A 19,868-nucleotide genomic window follows, 5' to 3' on the forward strand; every position below is an offset into this window, starting at 1 on the left:
ACATTCCGACGACCACTGACGACGACGAGGGACGGGCGAGCGCGTGGCCGAGGCGGCAGACTTCCAGGGGACGAGTCCCTCACCTGCCCGCCGCTGGCTGCGGCGCACCGGGGCCCTGCTCGCGGGGGTGCCCCTGCTGGCCGGCCTCTGCCAGCTTCCCGCCGCCGCGCCCGCGCAGGCGGCCGACGACAACGGCACGGTCTCCGTCGCCATCGACACCCTCAGCCCCAGCGTTCCCACGGACGGTGACACGCTGACCGTCTCGGGGACCGTGACCAACAACGGCAAGCAGGCCGTCACGGGCGCCCAGGTGGGCATGCGGGTGGGCCCCGAGCTGAGCACCCGCTCGATGATCGACACGGCCTCCGAGGACACCGACAGCCTCCAGGGCAGCACCGGTTCCGAGATCGGCGGCAAGTACCTCCAGAAGTTCGCGAAGCTGACCCCGGGCGTCTCCCAGCCCTTCTCCCTCTCCATCCCGGTCGACAAGCTGGACCTCGGCGCCGACGGCGTCTACCAGCTCGCCGTCGCCCTCTCGGGCGAGACCGCAGCACAGCCCTGGAACCAGCTCCTCGGCATCCAGCGGACCTTCCTGCCGTGGCAGTCCGACGAGGCCGACACCCGGACGAAGACGACTTTCCTGTGGCCGCTCGTCTCCACCGTCCACCTGACGGCGGAGACCGGGTCGAACGAACAGCAGACTCCGGTCTTCCTCAATGACGACCTCGCTCAGGAGATCTCCCCGGGCGGGCGGCTGGACCAGATGCTGTCGCTGGGCACGAGCCTCGACGTCACCTGGGTGATCGATCCGGACCTGCTCGCGTCCGTCGACGCCATGACCCGCCCCTACCGGATCCAGGGCACGGGCGACACCACGACCGCCGGCACGCACCAGGCGGTCGCGAAGTCGTGGCTGGCCCGCCTCCAGACGGCGGTGCAGGATCGTGAGGTCGTGGCGCTCCCCTTCGCCGACCCGGACCTGGCCGCCCTCGCCCACAACGGCACCCGGGTCACCGGCTCCCTCAGCCAGCTCGACGAAGCCACCGACGTCGCCGCCACCACGGTGAAGACCGTGCTCCACGTGACGCCGAGCACCGACTTCGCCTGGCCGGTGGACGGCGCCGTCGATCCGTCGATCGTGAAGGTCGCCACCTCCGCCGGAGCCGACAAGGTGATCGCGCGCAGCGACAGCCTCAAGGAGACGGGCGGTCTGCCGTACACACCGTCCGCGGCCCGCCCCATCGGCGGCGGCACCACCGCGGTGGTCGCGGACGCGCGGCTGTCGACGGCGTTCCAGGGCGATCTGACGAAGGCCTCCACCGCCACGCTCGCCGTGCAGCGCTTCCTCGCCCAGAGCCTCGCTCTCGACCTGCAGACGAACAAGCAACGCAGCATCGTCTTCGCCCCGCAGCGCACGCCCACGGTGAGCCAGGCCACCGCCATGGCCGAGGCGATCACCGCCCTCCAGGGCAGCACCTGGTCCCAGACCCAGACCCTCACGGCGGCCGCGGCCGCCAAGCCCGACCCCGGCGCCACCACCAAGGTGCCCTCGGCATCCGCCTACCCCTCCTCGCTCCGCAAGCAGGAACTGCCTCGGTCGGCGTTCACGCAGATCGCGAGCACACAGGGCAAGTTCGACAAGTTCCAGATGATCCTCTCGGACCAGTCCCGGGTGGTGACCCCCTTCGGCCGGGCCATGAACCGCGAGATGTCCACGTCGTGGCGCGGCCGGGCCGCCGAGGCGAGCGACTTCCGCGACGACGTGGAGGACTACCTCGACGACCTCATCAGCCAGGTCAGCCTGATCGACAAGTCGGAGACCAAGCTCTCCGGACGCAGCGCCACGATCCCGGTGACGGTCCAGAACTACCTGGTCCAGGACGTGCACCACCTGAGGCTGAGGCTGACCTCGCTGAGCCCGAACCGCCTGGAGATCGGCGGCTCGTCCTACTACGAGCAGCCGGTCGAGGTCTCGGGCGGGCACAGCCAGACGATCAAGTTCCCCACGACGGCCAACGCCAACGGCGTCGCCTCCGTGGTCGCGCAGCTGTACACGGACGACGGCCAGCCCTACGGCCGGGCCGTCCGGTTCGACGTGAAGGTCACCGAGTTCACGGCGACCGTGATGCTGGTCATCGGCGGTGGTGTCCTGCTGCTCGTGCTGGCAGGCTTCCGCATGTACACCCAGCGCAAGCGGGCGGCCGCCCGGGAGGCCGAGGAGAACGGCCCCGACGGCGCCGACGCGACCGCGGCGGAGCCGGAGAACCCCGAAGGCCCCGAGGACCGTCTCACCAAGGAGTCCGGAACCGGAGCCGGGGCAGACGACCCGCAGCAGCCGAGTGACCCGACCCCGGACACCCCTGCGGAAAGCGCCGACCCGTCCGGCACGGGTGAGAGAGTGGACCGTTGAGGATGTCGTGGCCGGTGTGCCAGGGACGATGAGGTGGGGTAACCATGAACGCGCCGTACGACGGTGACCGCGGCCAGGGCGCGGGCAGCTCGGGGCACCCCGAGGGTCCGCCGTCCGGGCACGGCCAGGTACCGCCGCAGGCTCCGGCGGACATGTACCTCCAGGACGCCTACGACCAGGACCCCTACCGGTCCCAGGACCTCAACGCCCAGGACCCGGTCTCCGAGGCCCTCTACGACCGGGCCGCGCACCCTCCGCCGGCGCCGGGCACCTACCAGGCGCAGCAGCCGCTGTACGGCCGTCCGCAGCAGTCGCCGTACGCGCCCGACCCGAACGTGTGGGCGCAGACCCCGGCGCCGGAGCCGGAGGGGCCCACGCAGTACCTGCCGTACGGCGACAACCCGCGCACCACGCAGTTCGTGGGCGTCGACGACCTGGTGACCCAGGCCGGCGACGAGCGGCACGAGCCGGACGCCTTCGCCCATCTCTTCCGCGACCAGCAGCAGAGCGGCCCCGGTCCGTCGCCCGGGCCCCCGTCCGTGCCCGGTCCGGCGGGGCCCGCCGTGCCGTCTCCCGCACCGCAGTACCAGGCACCGGTGGCACCCGCTCCCTCCGCCGACGAGACGATGAACCTCGGCACCGTGCCGGCCGCTCCGGTGGCTGCCGAATCCGCCGCGGCTCCCGCCACGAAGGGCGGCAAGGCCGCGGGCCTGCTGAAGTCGAGCGCCGTGATGGCGGCCGGCACGATGGTCTCCCGCCTGACCGGGTTCGTCCGCTCGGCGCTGATCGTGTCGGCGCTCGGTGTCGGTCTGCTCGGTGACACCTTCCAGGTGGCCTACCAGCTGCCGACGATGATCTACATCCTGACCGTCGGTGGCGGCCTCAACTCGGTCTTCGTGCCGCAGCTCGTGCGCGCCATGAAGGAGGACGAGGACGGCGGCGAGGCGTACGCCAACCGGCTGCTGACCCTGGTCATGGTGGCACTCGGCGTACTGACGGGGCTCGCGATCCTCGGCGCCCCGTTGCTGATCCGGCTGCTCTCCGACTCGGTCTCCGGCGACCCGGCGGCCAACGAGGTCGCCATCACCTTCGTCCGCTACTTCCTGCCCTCGATCTTCTTCATGGGTATCCATGTGGTGATGGGTCAGATCCTCAACGCCCGCGGGAAGTTCGGCGCGATGATGTGGACCCCGGTCCTGAACAACATCGTCATCATCGTGACGCTCGGCATGTTCATGTGGGTCTACGGCACCGCTGCCGACTCCGGCATGAAGGTCACGAACATCCCGCCGGAGGGCCAGCGGCTGCTCGGCGTCGGCGTCCTGCTCGGCCTGGTCGTCCAGGCGCTGGCGATGATCCCCTACCTGCGCGAGACCGGCTTCCGGATGCGGCTGCGCTTCGACTGGAAGGGCCACGGCCTCGGCAAGGCCGTGACGCTTGCCAAGTGGACCGTCCTGTTCGTCCTCGCCAACCAGGCCGGCGCGATCGTCGTCACCCAGCTGTCCACTGCGGCGGGCAAGGCCTCGCCGATCGACGGCACGGGCTTCGCCGCCTACGCCAACGCCCAGCTGATCTGGGGTCTGCCGCAGGCCATCATCACCGTCTCCCTGATGGCGGCCCTTCTGCCGCGCATCTCCCGCTCGGCCGCCGAGAACGACTCCGGAGCCGTCCGCGACGACATCTCCCAGGGCCTGCGCACGACGGCCGTCGCGATCGTGCCGATCTCCTTCGGGTTCCTCGCCCTCGGCGTCCCGATGTGCACCCTGATCTTCGGTTCCTCGGGCACCAGCGAAGCCACGAACATGGGCTTCATGTTGATGGCCTTCGCCCTCGGCCTGATCCCGTACTCCGTGCAGTACGTCGTCCTGCGCGCCTTCTACGCCTACGAGGACACCCGAACCCCCTTCTACAACACGGTCATCGTGGCCGCGGTCAACGCGAGCGCCTCGGCGCTGTGCTACGTGGTGCTGCCGCCGCGCTGGGCCGTGGCCGGCATGGCGGCCTCCTACGGCCTCGCCTACGTGATCGGCGTCGGCGTCGCCTGGCGGCGGCTGCGCAAGCGCCTGGGCGGCGACCTCGACGGCAGCCGCGTGCTGCGGACCTACGCCCGGCTCTGCATCGCCTCGGTACCGGCGGCGCTGCTCAGCGGGGCGGCCTGCTACGGCATCGCGCACTCGCTCGGCCAGGGTGTTCTCGGTTCGTTCGCCGCACTGGTCGCCGGCGGTGCGATCCTGTTCGGGATCTTCTTCGTCGCCGCCCGCAAGATGCGTATCGAGGAGCTGAACTCACTGGTCGGAATGGTGCGGGGGCGCCTGGGGCGCTGAGGCGGGGGTAAGCGCACAACCATCGTCCGCCACCGTGTGTCGTGCATAGCGGCGGACTGTGGGCACAATTGGATTCCGCGTCACACGGCGCGCATTGGATGGGGAGGCAGGAACGACGGTGGCGGAACGGAGCACGGCTGCCGTCGACGTGGCAGACAACAGCGGTGACGAGCCGCTGACCGCCAAGGCGGACCAGTCCACGGCCGACGGGGTGGCCCAGAACCGGGAGCGGGACACGGAAGACGTCGAGGCACAGGGGAGTGGTGGGACCGAGGAACCCGGCAAGGCGTCGCCGCCGGAGCTGCACAGCGGCCACAAGCTCGCCAGACGCTACCGCCTCGAGGAATGCGTCACCCGTCTGGACGGATTCAGCAGTTGGCGGGCCGTCGACGAGAAACTGCGTCGCGCCGTCGGCGTCCATGTCCTGCCCGCGGACCACGCACGCGCGCGTTCCGTCCTGGCGGCGGCCCGGTCCTCCGCGCTGCTGGGCGACCCTCGTTTCGTCCAGGTCCTGGACGCCGTCGAGGAGAACGACCTCGTCTACGTCGTCCACGAATGGCTGCCCGACGCCACCGAACTGACCCCGTTGCTCGCCTCCGGCCCGCTGGAGCCGTACGACGCGTTCCAGATGGTCAGTCAGGTGGCCTCGGCCATGGCGGCCGCCCACCGTGAGGGTCTGGCCCATCTGCGGCTGAACCCGAACGCGGTCCTGCGCACCTCGTCCGGGCAGTGGCGCATCCGCGGCCTCGCCGTGAACGCCGCCCTGCGCGGCATCAGTTCGGAGACCCCGCAGCGTGCGGACACGGAGGCGATCGGCGCCCTGCTCTACGCGGCGCTCACCCAGCGCTGGCCCTACGAGAGCGACGCCTACGGTCTGACCGGACTGCCCAAGGACGTCGGCCTGATCGCACCCGACCAGGTGCGGGCGGGTGTCCACCGGGGCCTGTCCGAGCTGTCCATGCGGGCGCTCGCCAACGACGGTGCGACGGCCTCCCGGCACGAGTCGGCGTGCACCACTCCCGAGGAGCTGGTGAAGGCGATCGGCGAGATGCCCCGCATCCGCCCGCCCGAGCCGACGTTCACGGCCCCGCCCGAGTACCAGCGCACGACGTACCAGCAGGGCACCTACGGCCGCCCGGCACCGCGTCCCGGTGTCACGCAGCCCGTTCCCTCCCCGCCTCCTCCGCTCCAGAGCCGTACCGGCCGGGCGCTGAAGTGGGCCGTCTCGGCCCTCCTCATCGCCGCGCTGGGCCTGGGAAGTTGGCAACTGGCGGACGCGCTGATGGACCAGGGCAACAAATCGGACGAGAACCAGACCCAGACGACCGACGACGGCGACAAGAACAGCGAGTCGCCGAAGCCCACGAAGACGCTCGCGATCCAGGACGCCGAGGAGTACGTCGCCGAGGGCGACGCTCAGCATCCCGGCGACGTGAAGCTGACGTACGACGACAGCATGACGACGGGCTGGCGGACCAGTTCCTACAAGGACGGTCCGAAGATAGTGATCAAGCCCGGTGTCGGCATCGTCTACGACCTCGGCTCCGAGCAGGACGTGTCGACCGCGACGCTGTCCCTCCGGTACGGCGGCGACCACACGACGGTCGATCTGTACGCGGCCGACTCGCTGACGCCGTCCTCGCTGAGCTCCATGGAGAAGATCGGTACGGCCACGACGAGCAGCACCACGGCCACCGTGAAGGTCAGCAAGACGGTCAAGTCGCGGTACGTGCTGGTGTGGCTCACCGCGCTGCCGTACTCGGGGCAGGACTCCACGAACTACAGCGACGCCGGCTACAAGCAAGCCATCACCAACGTGAAGTTCACGGGCTGAGGCGTCACCGAGACAAAGGGAGGGGGTCCGATGGCAGATGGCAGCGCGTACGAAGACACCAGCGATCAGGACCTCCTGGCCCGACATGTAGAGGGCGACCCCGACGCCTTCGGTGAGCTCGTACGGCGCCATCGGGATCGCCTCTGGGCCGTGGCCCTGCGGACGCTGGGAGACCGTGAGGAGGCCGCTGACGCCGTTCAGGACGCTCTGGTGTCCGCCTACCGGGCCGCCCACACCTTCCGGGGACAGTCGGCCGTCACGACGTGGCTGCATCGGATCACCGTGAACGCCTGTCTGGACCGGGCCAGAAAGGCGGCCTCCCGCAAGACCGCTCCGGTCGACGACACCGAGCGCCTGGAGCAGCTCCTGGAGCCGCACGAGGAGGCGTCGGCGCCCGCCGAGCGCAACGACCTCCACCGGCAGCTTCTGGAGGCCCTCGGCACCCTTCCGCCCGACCAGAAGGCCGCCCTCGTCCTCGTGGACATGCAGGGCTACCCGGTCGCCGAAGCCGCCCGCATGCTCGACGTGCCGACGGGCACGGTGAAGAGCCGCTGCGCCCGGGGCAGAGCCAGACTTCTCCCCCTCCTCACTCATCTCCGGCCGGAAAGCTCCGGCGATTCCAGAGAATCGGGCGCCGGACGGAACCGGACGCAGGGGACATCCGTCCCACCCGCAGCGGGACCGCCGTCACAGGGCCCGCCGGATTCAGGATCAAGCGATTCAGCTGCAGTGAAGGGCGGAGGTGGGCGAGCGTGACATCCACGACAGACACAGCCGGGCACCCGGACGTCGCGGAGATCTCCGACCTCACCGAAGGCCTGCTCCCCGCGTCCAGGACCGCGGACGTGCGACGGCATCTGGACGAGTGCGAACTCTGCGCGGATGTCCACGCGTCGCTGGAGGAGATCCGCGGCCTGCTCGGCACTCTGCCGGGTCCGCCTCGTATGCCCGCCGACGTCGCCGGCAGGATCGACGCCGCCCTCGCCGCGGAAGCTCTCCTGCAGGCCACAGCTCCTGACGCCGTGAACGGCCCGACCCTCGTCGACAGCACGCATGTTTCACGTGAAACATCGACAGCCACGGATCGTCCCTCCGGCCACGCCCGTTCCTCGACCACCGGCCCCGGCCGCAAGGAGAGGCGGCGCGGCGGGCGTCGCAGGACCGCCGTTCTGGGAGCCGTCTTCGCGGTCGCCGCTCTGGGATTCGGTTCCGTGCTGCTGTCCACACTGGACGACGGCAAGCCGTCGGACGGACGCCAGACCTCCGCGGCCGACACCTTCTCCGACAGCACGCTGGAGAACCAGGTCACCGATCTCCTCGCGAAGTCGCAGTCCGCCACCGGCGGAGCGCGTTCTCCGCAACACAGCATGGGCGTGGAGTCCGTCCCCAGCAGCGGCGACCAGCCCTTCGTGACGAAGAGCCAGCCGGTGGTGCCCCCGTGCATCAAGAAGGGCGTCGACGACAGCGGGACGACGCTCGCGACCGAGGGCGGTGTCTACCGGAGCACGGAGGCGCTGCTCGTGGTGGTGCGCGACGCCGACGATCCCACCCGCGTGACCGCGTATCTCATGGACTCGTCCTGCGTGGACAAGGCTCCGACGAGCACCGCGAAGGTCTTGCTGAAGCGCTCCTATACGCACTCCTGACCGCGCACGCTTCGTCTTCCTCCCCCGTGGTATTTCGTACGGTGTGAGCCTCGCCGTGTGCCCGGACACACCGGGAATGCGCGCCCCTTAGGATCCGTTGGGTGGGGTGAGAGTTCTGAAAGGGGCTCCACCGGTCCGACGACGCAGTCCAGAGACGAGGAACCAAGCCGTGAGCGACGTCCGTAACGTGATCATCATCGGCTCCGGGCCCGCCGGCTACACGGCGGCGCTCTACACCGCGCGCGCGTCGCTGAAGCCGCTGGTGTTCGAAGGCGCCGTCACTGCGGGCGGTGCCCTGATGAACACCACCGAGGTGGAGAACTTCCCGGGCTTCCAGGACGGCATCATGGGCCCCGAGCTCATGGACAACATGCGCGCCCAGGCCGAGCGCTTCGGCGCCGAGCTGATCCCGGACGACATCGTCAGCGTCGACCTCACCGGTGAGATCAAGACCGTCACCGACACCTCCGGCACCGTCCACCGGGCCAAGGCCGTCATCGTGACCACCGGCTCGCAGCACCGCAAGCTCGGCCTGCCGAACGAGGACGCCCTCTCCGGCCGCGGTGTCTCGTGGTGCGCCACCTGTGACGGCTTCTTCTTCAAGGACCAGGACATCGCCGTCATCGGCGGTGGCGACACCGCGATGGAGGAGGCCACCTTCCTCTCCCGCTTCGCCAAGTCCGTGACGATCGTCCACCGTCGGGACACCCTGCGCGCCTCCAAGGCGATGCAGGAGCGCGCCTTCGCCGACCCGAAGATCTCCTTCGTGTGGGACAACGAGGTCGCCGAGATCCAGGGCGACCCGAAGCTCGCCGGTCTGAAGCTGCGCAACCTCAAGACCGGCGAACTGAGCGACCTCGCGGTCACCGGCCTGTTCATCGCGATCGGCCACGACCCGCGCACCGAGCTCTTCAAGGGCCAGCTCGACCTGGACGAGGAGGGCTACCTGAAGGTGGAGGCGCCCTCGACCCGTACGAACCTGACGGGTGTCTTCGGCGCCGGTGACGTGGTCGACCACACCTACCGCCAGGCGATCACCGCGGCCGGCACCGGGTGTTCGGCCGCTCTCGACGCCGAGCGCTTCCTCGCGGCGCTCGCCGACGAAGAGCAGGCCGAGCCCGAGAAGACCACTGTCTGACCCCCCTTCCCGCCCCACCGCACCAACCAGTTAAGGAGCCCGCCGTGGCCGGCACCCTGAAGAACGTGACCGACGATTCCTTCGAGCAGGACGTCCTGAAGAGCGACAAGCCCGTCTTGGTGGACTTCTGGGCCGCCTGGTGCGGACCGTGCCGCCAGATCGCGCCGTCCCTTGAGGCGATCGCCGCCGAGTACGGCGACAAGATCGAGATCGTCAAGCTCAACATCGACGAGAACCCGGGTACGGCCGCCAAGTACGGCGTCATGTCCATCCCGACGCTCAACGTCTACCAGGGTGGCGAGGTCGCCAAGACCATCGTCGGCGCCAAGCCGAAGGCCGCGATCGTCCGCGACCTCGAGGACTTCATCGCTGAGTGATGTTTCACGTGAAACATGATGGGGGCCGACCCGGAAGGGTCGGCCCCCACTGCGTTACAGGGGTCGCAGCGCTGGTTCCTTCTGTACCGCTCCGAGAAGCCGGTCCAGCGCCATCTCCACGTCCTCCTTCCAGGAGAGCGTGGTGCGCAGCTCCAACCGCAGTCTCGGGTACGCCGGGTGGGGCCGGACCGTCTTGAAGCCCACCGCGAGAAGATGGTCGGCCGGCAGCAGACAGGCGGGCTCCTTCCAGCGCGCGTCGCCGAAGGCCTCGATCGCCTTGAAGCCGCGCCGCAGCAGGTCCTTGGCGACCGTCTGGACCATCACCCGGCCCAGCCCCTGCCCCTGATAGCCCGGCATGATGAACGACGTCATCAGCTGAACGGCATCCGGAGAGACGGGACTTGTGGGAAACGCCGTGGAGCGCGGCACATAGGCGGGCGGGGCGTAGAGCACGAAGCCCACCGGCACCTCGTCGACATAGACGACCCGGCCGCACGATCCCCAGTCCAGCAGGACGGCGGAGATCCAGGACTCCTTCTCCAGCGCGGGTGTTCCCGCCTTTACCGCGGCCTCCCCGCTGACGGGGTCCAGCTCCCAGAAGACACACGAGCGACAGCGCTGGGGAAGGTCCGGAAGGTTGTCCAGCGTGAGCGGTACGAGCCGACGCCCCATGAAGCCTGTTCCTCGCTTCCTTCGCCCGCCGCATCGCGGGCGGCCGTCAGAGCGCTGCGTTCCCTGAGCAGGCTGCCGACGAATCCGCCGACTGCCCCCAGTCCCAAGCCCGCGCTCACCAGTCCGCTTCGGCTCACCGTTCGCATGGCCCCTGCCTCCCCTCAGAGGTGCTGCCGGGTGGATGCGCCTCACCCGCTCGCATCGTATCCACGATGCGATTGTCCCGATACCGCCTCAAAGCAAAGAGCGGGCTGTGTCCGGTCCACACCGGCCACAGCCCGCTCCCGCTGCGCCACCTGGGCGATGTCACCCCGGCGACGCCTGGCTCAGTCCTCCGTCTCCTCGGACTCGTCGTCCAGGAGACTCTTCTGCAGAACCGGTCCCTCACCGGGGGCGAGAGAGCTGAGGATGCGCTCAAGGTCCTCCATCGAGGCGAACTCGACCGTGATCTTCCCCTTCTTCTGCCCCAGGTCGACCTTCACCCGCGTCTCGAAGCGGTCCGAGAGACGGGTGGCGAGGTCGGACAGCGCCGGGGAGACCCGCGTACCGGCACGAGGGCCCTTGGAGCGCTGAGCGGTCTGGGGCCGCGACCCCATGAGGGTCACGATCTCCTCGACCGCCCGCACCGAGAGTCCCTCGGCCACGATCCGGTGGGCGAGCCGGTCCTGCTCCTCCGAGTCCTCCACGGAGAGCAGCGCCCGGGCGTGCCCGGCGGACAGAACCCCGGCGGCGACCCGACGCTGGACGGCCGGCGAGAGCTTCAGCAGACGCAGGGTGTTGGAGACCTGAGGACGGGACCGGCCGATGCGGTCCGCCAGCTGGTCGTGCGTGCAGTTGAAGTCCTTCAGCAGCTGGTCGTAGGCGGCGGCCTCTTCCAGCGGGTTCAGCTGAGCGCGGTGCAGGTTCTCCAGCAGCGCGTCCAGGAGAAGCTTGTCGTCGTCCGTGGCCCGCACAATGGCCGGGATGGCCTCCAGGCCCGCCTCACGGCTGGCCCGCCAGCGCCGCTCGCCCATGATGAGCTCGTAGCGCGTGGGACCGACCTGCCGGACGACGACCGGCTGGAGGAGGCCGACCTCCTTGATGGAGGTGACGAGTTCCTGGAGGGCGTCGTCGTCGAAGACCTCCCGCGGCTGGCGCGGGTTCGGCGTGATGGAGTCGAGAGGGAGCTCCGCGAAGTGCGCACCCATCGGAGGCGCCGGAGTCTCCCCATAGCCGTTGAACGACAGCTCCTCGGTTTCATGTGAAACAGGCGGCAGCGTGGCCACCTTCGCTGCCGCCACCCCGCGTTCGGTCGTCAGCACCGGAACAGCCGCCGGGGAGGCGGAGCCGGGGCCCGCCACCGGGGCCGGCGCCTTCTCCGTCGGTGCAGCAGGGATCAGTGCGCCGAGACCACGACCCAAACCCCTCCGTCGCTCGCTCACTGGATCCCCTCCACCATGCTCGGATTGCTCTGTGCGCCGATGTGAACCTGGGTCGGGTCATAACTGACGCCGACACCCTTCAGGGCGATTTCTCGTGCTGCCTCAAGATAGGACAGGGCGCCACTCGATCCGGGATCGTAGGTCAGCACGGTCTGTCCGTAGCTCGGCGCCTCGGAGATACGGACCGAGCGGGGAATGCTCGTCCGCAGCACCTCGTCGCCGAAGTGGGTGCGCACCTCGTCGGCGACCTGGGACGCAAGACGCGTCCGACCGTCGTACATGGTGAGCAGGATGGTCGACACATGCAGGGCGGGGTTGAGGTGCCCCCGCACCAGGTCGACGTTCCGCAGCAGCTGGCCGAGTCCCTCCAGCGCGTAGTACTCGCACTGGATCGGGATGAGGACCTCCGCACCGGCGACCAGCGCGTTGACCGTCAGCAGGCCGAGCGAGGGCGGGCAGTCGATGAGGATGTAGTCCAGCGGCTGCTCGTACGCCTGGATCGCTCGCTGCAGCCGGCTCTCACGTGCCACCAGGGAGACCAGCTCGATCTCCGCACCAGCGAGATCGATCGTGGCAGGGGCGCAGAAGAGACCTTCGACATCAGGAACCGGCTGGACGACTTCTGCCAGCGGCCGGCTCTCGACCAGGACGTCGTAGATGGAAGGGACTTCGGCGTGATGATCGATACCCAGGGCAGTGGACGCGTTGCCCTGGGGGTCGAGGTCGATCACCAGGACACGGCCGCCGTGCAGAGCCAGCGAAGCGGCAAGGTTGACGGTCGTCGTCGTCTTGCCCACCCCGCCCTTCTGGTTGGCGACGACCATGATCCGGGTCTGCTCGGGCCGCGGCAGGCCCTCACCGGCGCGGCCCAGAGCCTCTACCGCCAGTTGGGCAGCACGACCGATCGGAGTGTCGTCCATCGGGGGCGGTGTTTCACGTGAAACATCGTCCCCCATCGACTCGGTTCGGGGACCGGGGACCGGATCGGTCATCGGTCCCGCGATGTTGGCGTCGGACCGCAAGGATTCACTCTCCTCGACTTCAGGCTCGCAATGAACAGAGCCTCCCATGTCTTCGGGGTCGTGAACCAGTGAGGCCTGGCGTTCTGTGGAGAAATCCACTTCTGTGGAAAACTCCGTGCCCCCTTCGGGGGACGGATTGTCACTTGAGGGGTCCTCTCGGAGTGCTCCGAGAGGCTTTCGGTCGCGGGGTTCGGCCGCAGCGCGGCCCCGGCTGATGATGCCGTGCAGCAGTGAGCGACGTTTCACGTGAAACACGATGCAGGGCAGCCGTGCCCGTTCTGCCGCGACACTCCGGCATGCGTAGGTTTGGCAGCTTGTGTGGAGTACCGCTGGTCCTCAGGACGGATCAGCAGGCGGCCACATCAACGACGTCGACGGGTCCGTCCGGTACGCGCCGCCTTGGCTCGCTTCGCGGCGAAGCGGACTCCGCCGGGGCTCTCCCCGACCTCGACCCGTACCACCGTGGACAGAGGATCCACGATCCCCTCACCGACCTGCACGATCGAGGTCCCCACGGCGCCGAGCTTGCTCAGTGCCGTCGTCGCCGCCTTCAACTCCTCCTCCGCGGTGTCGCCCTTGAGCGCCAGCATCTCGCCGTAGGGACGCAGCAGGGGGACGCCCCAGGTGGCCAGACGGTCCAGCGGGGCGACGGCCCGTGCGGTGACGACGTGCACCGGCTGGAGCTTCCCCATGACTTCTTCCGCCCGCCCGCGTACGACCGTGACATGGTCCAGGCCGAGCAGCTCCACGACCTCGGTGAGGAAGGTGGTCCGCCGCAGCAGCGGTTCCAGCAGCGTGATCTTCAGGTCCTCACGGACCAGCGCCAGGGGAATGCCGGGCAGACCGGCTCCCGAGCCGACATCGCACACGGTGACTCCGTCGGGTACGACCTCCGAGAGCACCGCGCAGTTCAGCAGGTGCCGCTCCCACAGGCGGGGCACCTCACGCGGACCGATGAGACCGCGCTGCACACCCGCCTCAGCGAGCAGCTCGGCGTAGCGCACCGCGTCATCGAAGCGATCGCCGAACACCTCACGCGCCTGCTCGGGCGCGGGGGGAAGCTCCGCTGCCTCCGTCACGGGGAACCGTCCTTCCGTACCGCATCAGCGCACCGGGCGCCGACCACCAGAACTATCAGGCTGACAAAGTTCGGCCCCGTCTGCTCTACAGACGGGGCCGGAGGAACGTAGGGACCGATCAGGCGGGGAGTACCACGACGAAGCGCTGCGGCTCCTCGCCCTCGGACTCGCTGCGCAGGCCCGCGGCCTTGACCGCGTCGTGCACGACCTTGCGCTCGAACGGCGTCATCGGCTTCATTTTCACGGACTCACCGGTGCTCTTGACCTCCGCGGCGGCCTTGGCGCCCAGTTCGGAGAGCTCGGCCCGCTTCTTGGCGCGGAAGCCGGCGATGTCCAGCATCAGCCGGCTGCGGTCCCCGGTCTCCCGGTGCACGGCCAGGCGCGTGAGCTCCTGGAGGGCCTCCAGCACCTCGCCGTCCCGGCCGACCAGCTTCTGCAGGTCGCGGCTGCCCGCGTCGCTGATGATCGAGACAGCGGCGCGGTCGGCCTCGACGTCCATGTCGATGTCGCCGTCGAGATCGGCGATGTCGAGCAGACCTTCGAGGTAGTCCGCCGCGATCTCGCCCTCCTGCTCCAGGCGGGTCAGGGTGTCTGCACCCTCGGCAGCGGCGGAGGTGGTGCCTTCCGTCACGGGATGGACTCCTTCTTACTTCTTGGACGGGGACTTGGGCCGCTGCGGGCCCTTGCGCTGTCCGGACTGGGCCTTGCTGCGGGTACCGCCGCCGGGCGTGGCCTTCTTGGCGGCGGGCTTGGCGTCCTCGGGCTCGCCGGACTTGCTCAGGGACGTCGTCCCCGAGGCGGACTCGTCCTCGTCCTTGGTACCGCCCGAAGCGCTGCCCGTGGCACCGCCGACCGTGCCGGACTGTCGCTGGGACTTGGTCTGCCGCTTGGGCTGCTGCCGCTTGGGGGCGGCCGCGCTCGTCGGCGTACCGTCCTCGGTCTGGGCAACCGCCTGGGCGTCGCTCTGGACGACACTGCCGTCCGCCTGGGCCGCGAGACCCGCCTTGTTCAGACCGTTGATGAACTTGCGCTCGAACTCGTTGCGGTCCCGGCCCTTGGCGACGATCGCCTTGATGATGGTGCGCTCGCTGCGCTTGCGGGCCTTGCCGTGGTTCGTGACGTGCTTGGTGAGGCGCTCCAGGTAGGCGGCCTGGGCCTTGGAACCCGGGGTCGGGTTGTTGTGGATGACGTACATCTGCTGGCCCATGGTCCACACGTTGGTGGTCAGCCAGTAGACGAGGACACCGACCGGGAAGTTGATGCCGAAGACGGCGAACATGACCGGGAAGACGTACATCAGCATCTTCTGCTGCTGCATGAACGGCGTCTTGACGGTGGTGTCGACGTTCTTCGTCATCAGCTGGCGCTGCGTGTAGAACTGCGACGCCGACATCAGGACGATCATGACCGCAGTGACGACGCGGACGTCGGTGAGGGAGGCGCCGAGCGCCTCCACCTTCGACGAGCCGTCGGTGAACTTCGCCGCGAGCGGGGCGCCGACGATGTGTGCCTTACGGGCGCTGGCCAGCAGCGAGTCGTTGATGACACCGATCGTCGAGCCGGTCGCGATGCCGTTGAGCACGTGGTACAGGGCGAAGAAGAACGGCGACTGCGCCAGGATGGGAAGGCACGAGGAGAGCGGGTTGGTGCCCGTCTCCTTGTACAGCTTCATCATCTCTTCGGACTGGCGCTGCTTGTCGTTCTTGTAGCGCTCCTGGATCTTCTTCATCTCGGGCTGCAGCGTCTGCATGGCCCGGGTCGACTTGATCTGCTTCACGAAGAGCGGGATCAAGCAGATACGGATCAGGATCACCAGGGACACGATCGACAGGCCCCAGGCCCACCCGGTGTCGGGGCCGAAGATGGCGCCGTACACCTTGTGGAACTGGACAATGACCCAGGAGACGGGTGTCGTGATGAAGCTGAAAAGACTGGCAATCGTGTCCACTAATCATGCTCCTTGGGCATGGGACGGGGTCTCTGCTTCGGCGGAGGGCCCGCCCCTGCGTGCACGCCAGGCGTTACGCAGCATTTCGTGCCACCGCGGACGCTTGCGCGGGGGGACATGGTCCACACCGCCCAGCGACCACGGATTGCATCGCAGGATGCGCCAGGCGGTGAGTGCCGTTCCCTTGATCGCACCATGCCGGTCGATGGCCTGGAAGCCGTAGTGGGAGCACGACGGGTAGTACTTGCAGACCGGGCCGAGCAGTGGACTGATGGTCCACTGGTACAGCTTGATCAGCGCCAGTAGTGGGTACTTCATCGCGCGCCCCCTCCCAGCAGCCGCTGAAGGGCGGCATCCAGGTCTCGGGCCAGTTGTTCGTGATCGGCGTCGCCCGCCTCGGGCAGCGCTCGTACGACTACCAGGCTACCGGGGGGAAACAGAGCGACCCTGTCGCGCATCAGATGGCGGAGCCTGCGCTTCACCTTGTTGCGCACCACCGCGCCACCCACGGCTTTGCTCACGACGAAACCCGCACGCGTCGGGGGAGCGCTCTCCCCAGGCGCGTGCGGGTCCGTGGCACCGCTGCGTAGATGGACGACGAGGGACGGGCGGCCTGCCCGGCGCCCCCGTCGTACCGCGGTCGCGAAGTCCTCGCGCCGCCTCAGCCGGTTCTCGGTGGGCAGCACGATGTCATGACCTGACCGGGATCAGGCGGACAGGCTGGCGCGACCCTTGGCACGACGGTTCGCGAGAATCGCGCGACCGGCACGGGTGCGCATCCGCAGGCGGAAGCCGTGGGTCTTGGCGCGACGGCGGTTGTTCGGCTGGAAGGTGCGCTTGCTCACTCGGGGGCTCCAGAAATCAAATCGGTGGTGGCGGGTGCCGTCCTGGCTGTCACCGTGCGCCCACGAGTAGCTCGCAGTCACGCCCGATTGCACCGCTTCCCGATCACCGGTTCACCCCCGCAGTGGCGGGGACGTGATCTTGTGCCCATCGGAGGCAGGCGGCAGCAGCCATCGACAACTCGACCTGGTTACGGTACGCGCGGCTACGCCATCCGGTCAAACCAGCGGTCACCGGGAGACACTATCCACAGCCTGGGGACAACAACTTGAACCGCACCCGTCGCCCTGACTACCGTGGCTGAACTCCGATTCGTTCCCTTGTAGCTGTCCCACCCCCCTTGAATCCCGACTCGTCCCACAACCACACGAACGTGGGACCCGTGAGAGAGCGTGCCCTGTGGCTGACGTACCTGCCGATCTTGCCGCAGTGTGGCCACGAGTACTCGAGCAACTCCTCGGTGAGGGCCGCGGACAGGGTGTCGAGACCAAGGACGAGCACTGGATCCGGCGCTGCCAGCCGCTCGCGCTGGTCGCCGACACCGCCCTGCTCGCCGTACCGAACGAATTTGCGAAGAACGTACTGGAGGGCCGTCTGGCCCCGGTCGTCAGCGAGACGCTGAGCCGCGAGTGCGGCCGCCCGATCCGGATCGCGATCACCGTCGACGACTCCGCCGGCGAGCCCTCGCCCCCCGCGCCCCGGCCGCAGCCCCGCTACGAGGAGCCCGAGCTCCCCTCCGGGCAGTACGACAATTCATACGAGAGCTACGGCCGCCACCGCGCGGACGACTCCCTGCCCGGCCGTCCCGAGCGCTCCGAGCGCCCCGGGCCGCAGGGCGACCACGGGCACCGTCCGGACCAGCTGCCGGCTCCCCGCGCGGACGAGCTGCCGACCGCCCGCCCCGCGTACCCCTCCGAGTACCAGCGCCCCGGCCCTGGCGCCTGGCCGCGCCCGCCGCAGGACGAGTACAGCTGGCGCCAGCAGCAGCTCGGCTTCCCCGAGCGCGACCCGTACGCGTCGCCGTCGCAGGAGTCCTATACACAGGAGTCCTACGGGCAGGAGCCGTACCCCCAAGAGCCGTACGCGCAGGAGTCGTACGGCTCCCCGGCGCAGGACTACCGTCCGCAGCCCATGGACCGCCCGTCGTACGACACCCAGCGGCCGGACTACGACAAGCCCCGCTCGGACTACGACCAGGCGCGCCCCGACTACGACAAGCCGCGCCCCGACTACGACCACCGCGACGCGCGACGCGAGCTCCCCGAGCCGTCCCCCGGTCCCGCCCACCGCGGCGGCGGCCCCATGGGTGCCGCGCAGCCCCCCACCGGCGCTCCCGGCCCCCTGGCCGCGCAGCCCGCGCCGGCGACCGGGCCCGGTGAGCCGACCGCGCGGCTGAACCCGAAGTACCTCTTCGACACGTTCGTCATCGGCGCCTCCAACCGCTTCGCCCACGCGGCGGCGGTCGCGGTCGCCGAGGCGCCGGCGAAGGCGTACAACCCCCTGTTCATCTACGGGGAGTCGGGGCTCGGCAAGACGCACCTGCTGCACGCGATCGGGCACTATGCGCGCAGCCTGTACCCCGGCACGCGCGTGCGGTACGTGAGCTCGGAGGAGTTCACCAACGAGTTCATCAACTCCATCCGCGACGGCAAGGGCGACAGCTTCCGCAAGCGGTACCGCGAGATGGACATCCTGCTCGTCGACGACATCCAGTTCCTCGCGGACAAGGAGTCGACGCAGGAGGAGTTCTTCCACACCTTCAACACGCTCCACAACGCCAACAAGCAGATCGTGCTCTCCAGCGACCGGCCGCCCAAGCAGCTGGTGACGCTGGAGGACCGGCTGCGGAACCGTTTCGAGTGGGGTCTGATCACCGACGTCCAGCCGCCCGAGCTGGAGACGCGCATCGCGATCCTGCGCAAGAAGGCGGTCCAGGAGCAGCTCAACGCCCCGCCGGAGGTCCTGGAGTTCATCGCCTCCCGGATCTCGCGCAACATCCGCGAGCTGGAGGGCGCGCTGATCCGGGTGACGGCCTTCGCCTCGCTCAACCGGCAGCCGGTCGACCTCGGCCTCACCGAGATCGTCCTCAAGGACCTGATCCCCGGCGGCGAGGACTCGGCGCCCGAGATCACCTCGACGGCCATCATGAGCGCCACCGCCGACTACTTCGGCCTGACCGTCGAGGACCTGTGCGGCACCTCGCGCGGCCGCGCCCTCGTCACGGCCCGCCAGATCGCCATGTACCTCTGCCGCGAGCTCACGGACCTCTCCCTGCCGAAGATCGGCGCGCTGTTCGGCGGCCGCGACCACACCACGGTCATGCACGCCGACCGCAAGATCCGCAACCTGATGGCCGAGCGGCGCTCCATCTACAACCAGGTGACCGAGCTGACGAACCGCATCAAGAACGGCTGACAGAAGCAGAGTTACGGCGTTCAGGGCGCCCTGGGGACGAGATCCCGGGGCGCCCTTCGTCATGTCGCGGGTAACGCCGCCGTAGCCGCATGTTCGATTCCCCGCCGCGTTACGGCCTCTCTCCACAGATTCGGTGACTTTTTCCCGTCCACATCCTGGGGACCGCGAAGTTGTCCAGAACGCGGTCCACAGGCCGGCCGCCGAAAGACGATCGGCGCAGGTCACCTGGTTGTGGATTCGTGGACGAAGGATCTCCACAGACTGTGGACAGAGCGGAGATCCACAGGCTGTGCATCGAGTTGTCCACCGGTAACCCACAGGCTGGGGCCGGTTGTCCCCAGCGATCGCCGGCTTCTCCACATGCCTGTCCACTGTTCGGCAACGCGACGCGCCTGATCACCGGGTCGAGTGAAAGGCGTCACACGAAGGTGCCGGGTTGCCCTGTGGGAAACGTGGGCAAAGCTGGGGACGGCGTTGGGGAGAAGTCGCCTCAGGCTGTGCACGGAGTGTGCAGAACTTTCTGTTCTCCACAGAGACGCCCGGTTGTCCACCGGTGTCGCCCACAGGCACCGTGGATAAAATTCCGGCGCTGACCTGCGCAAACGAGGTTATCCACGGTATCCACAGCCCCTACTACTAAGACCAACTAGAGAGAGCTGGGAATCCGTTTCGAAGGGGGTCCTGTGCACAACTCGCTGTCCGGCTCCCGGCTGCCCCTCGTCACGACTTGACCCCGAGA

Annotated in this window: 17 protein-coding genes; 8 read left to right on the forward strand and 9 right to left on the reverse strand. The window is 68.8% G+C overall.

What is annotated here, in order from left to right; genetic code table 11:
- Positions 1 to 43: 43 nt before the first annotated feature.
- From ABZ896_RS08640 to trxA, 7 genes are all read left to right on the forward strand, one after another.
- Complete coding sequence (locus tag ABZ896_RS08640) at positions 44 to 2,410, forward strand: DUF6049 family protein (RefSeq protein ID WP_360924038.1); 2,367 nt, start codon at positions 44 to 46, stop codon at positions 2,408 to 2,410.
- A gap of 44 nt (positions 2,411 to 2,454) precedes the next feature.
- The gene (gene murJ, locus ABZ896_RS08645) at positions 2,455 to 4,734 is read left to right on the forward strand and encodes a murein biosynthesis integral membrane protein MurJ (protein WP_360924041.1); all 2,280 of its coding nucleotides are present in this window, start codon (positions 2,455 to 2,457) and stop codon (positions 4,732 to 4,734) included.
- Between the two features lie 118 nt (positions 4,735 to 4,852).
- On the forward strand, positions 4,853 to 6,568 hold the full coding sequence (locus ABZ896_RS08650) for a protein kinase family protein (protein ID WP_360924044.1): 1,716 nt from the start codon (positions 4,853 to 4,855) through the stop codon (positions 6,566 to 6,568).
- Between the two features lie 30 nt (positions 6,569 to 6,598).
- Positions 6,599 to 7,324: an RNA polymerase sigma factor SigM gene (gene sigM / locus ABZ896_RS08655; protein WP_360924047.1), complete on the forward strand. Its 726-nt coding sequence runs from the start codon at positions 6,599 to 6,601 to the stop codon at positions 7,322 to 7,324.
- Positions 7,321 to 8,214: a hypothetical protein gene (locus ABZ896_RS08660; protein ID WP_360924050.1), complete on the forward strand. Its 894-nt coding sequence runs from the start codon at positions 7,321 to 7,323 to the stop codon at positions 8,212 to 8,214. Before sigM ends, ABZ896_RS08660 begins: the two co-directional genes overlap by 4 nt.
- Before the next feature lie 169 nt (positions 8,215 to 8,383).
- Complete coding sequence (trxB, locus tag ABZ896_RS08665; protein ID WP_360924053.1) at positions 8,384 to 9,352, forward strand: thioredoxin-disulfide reductase; 969 nt, start codon at positions 8,384 to 8,386, stop codon at positions 9,350 to 9,352.
- 44 nt (positions 9,353 to 9,396) lie between these two features.
- A complete protein-coding gene (trxA, locus tag ABZ896_RS08670; RefSeq protein ID WP_007383275.1) occupies positions 9,397 to 9,729 on the forward strand; it encodes a thioredoxin in 333 nt (110 codons plus the stop codon).
- 54 nt (positions 9,730 to 9,783) lie between these two features.
- Here trxA and ABZ896_RS08675 read toward each other — a convergent pair whose 3' ends face one another.
- The 9 genes from ABZ896_RS08675 to rpmH form a co-directional block, all read right to left on the reverse strand.
- Positions 9,784 to 10,401, reverse strand: a complete 618-nt coding sequence (locus tag ABZ896_RS08675) for a GNAT family N-acetyltransferase (RefSeq protein ID WP_360924056.1) — start codon at positions 10,399 to 10,401, stop codon at positions 9,784 to 9,786.
- 326 nt (positions 10,402 to 10,727) lie between these two features.
- Positions 10,728 to 11,822, reverse strand: coding sequence for a ParB/RepB/Spo0J family partition protein (locus ABZ896_RS08680; RefSeq protein ID WP_360924059.1), 1,095 nt, complete (start codon positions 11,820 to 11,822; stop codon positions 10,728 to 10,730).
- Entirely contained in the window at positions 11,819 to 12,892 is a 1,074-nt protein-coding gene (locus ABZ896_RS08685; protein WP_360924119.1) for a ParA family protein, read from the reverse strand. The genes ABZ896_RS08680 and ABZ896_RS08685 overlap by 4 nt, the downstream gene beginning before the upstream one ends.
- A gap of 314 nt (positions 12,893 to 13,206) precedes the next feature.
- Positions 13,207 to 13,923, reverse strand: a complete 717-nt coding sequence (gene rsmG / locus ABZ896_RS08690) for a 16S rRNA (guanine(527)-N(7))-methyltransferase RsmG (RefSeq protein ID WP_360924063.1) — start codon at positions 13,921 to 13,923, stop codon at positions 13,207 to 13,209.
- Between the two features lie 118 nt (positions 13,924 to 14,041).
- Entirely contained in the window at positions 14,042 to 14,554 is a 513-nt protein-coding gene (locus ABZ896_RS08695) for a R3H domain-containing nucleic acid-binding protein (RefSeq protein ID WP_360924066.1), read from the reverse strand.
- Between the two features lie 15 nt (positions 14,555 to 14,569).
- The gene (gene yidC, locus ABZ896_RS08700; RefSeq protein ID WP_360924069.1) at positions 14,570 to 15,871 is read right to left on the reverse strand and encodes a membrane protein insertase YidC; all 1,302 of its coding nucleotides are present in this window, start codon (positions 15,869 to 15,871) and stop codon (positions 14,570 to 14,572) included.
- A 3-nt stretch (positions 15,872 to 15,874) separates the two neighbouring features.
- The gene (gene yidD / locus ABZ896_RS08705; protein ID WP_360924071.1) at positions 15,875 to 16,189 is read right to left on the reverse strand and encodes a membrane protein insertion efficiency factor YidD; all 315 of its coding nucleotides are present in this window, start codon (positions 16,187 to 16,189) and stop codon (positions 15,875 to 15,877) included.
- On the reverse strand, positions 16,186 to 16,557 hold the full coding sequence (gene rnpA / locus ABZ896_RS08710) for a ribonuclease P protein component (RefSeq protein ID WP_360924074.1): 372 nt from the start codon (positions 16,555 to 16,557) through the stop codon (positions 16,186 to 16,188). Before rnpA ends, yidD begins: the two co-directional genes overlap by 4 nt.
- Positions 16,558 to 16,578: 21 nt before the next feature.
- Positions 16,579 to 16,716, reverse strand: a complete 138-nt coding sequence (rpmH, locus tag ABZ896_RS08715; protein ID WP_015659252.1) for a 50S ribosomal protein L34 — start codon at positions 16,714 to 16,716, stop codon at positions 16,579 to 16,581.
- A 397-nt stretch (positions 16,717 to 17,113) separates the two neighbouring features.
- Here rpmH and dnaA point away from each other — a divergent pair, with 397 nt between their 5' ends.
- On the forward strand, positions 17,114 to 19,129 hold the full coding sequence (dnaA, locus tag ABZ896_RS08720) for a chromosomal replication initiator protein DnaA (RefSeq protein WP_360924077.1): 2,016 nt from the start codon (positions 17,114 to 17,116) through the stop codon (positions 19,127 to 19,129).
- Positions 19,130 to 19,868: the final 739 nt, after the last annotated feature.

Source organism: Streptomyces sp. NPDC047072, from assembly GCF_040643855.1.
Classification (GTDB): Bacteria; Actinomycetota; Actinomycetes; order Streptomycetales; family Streptomycetaceae; genus Streptomyces.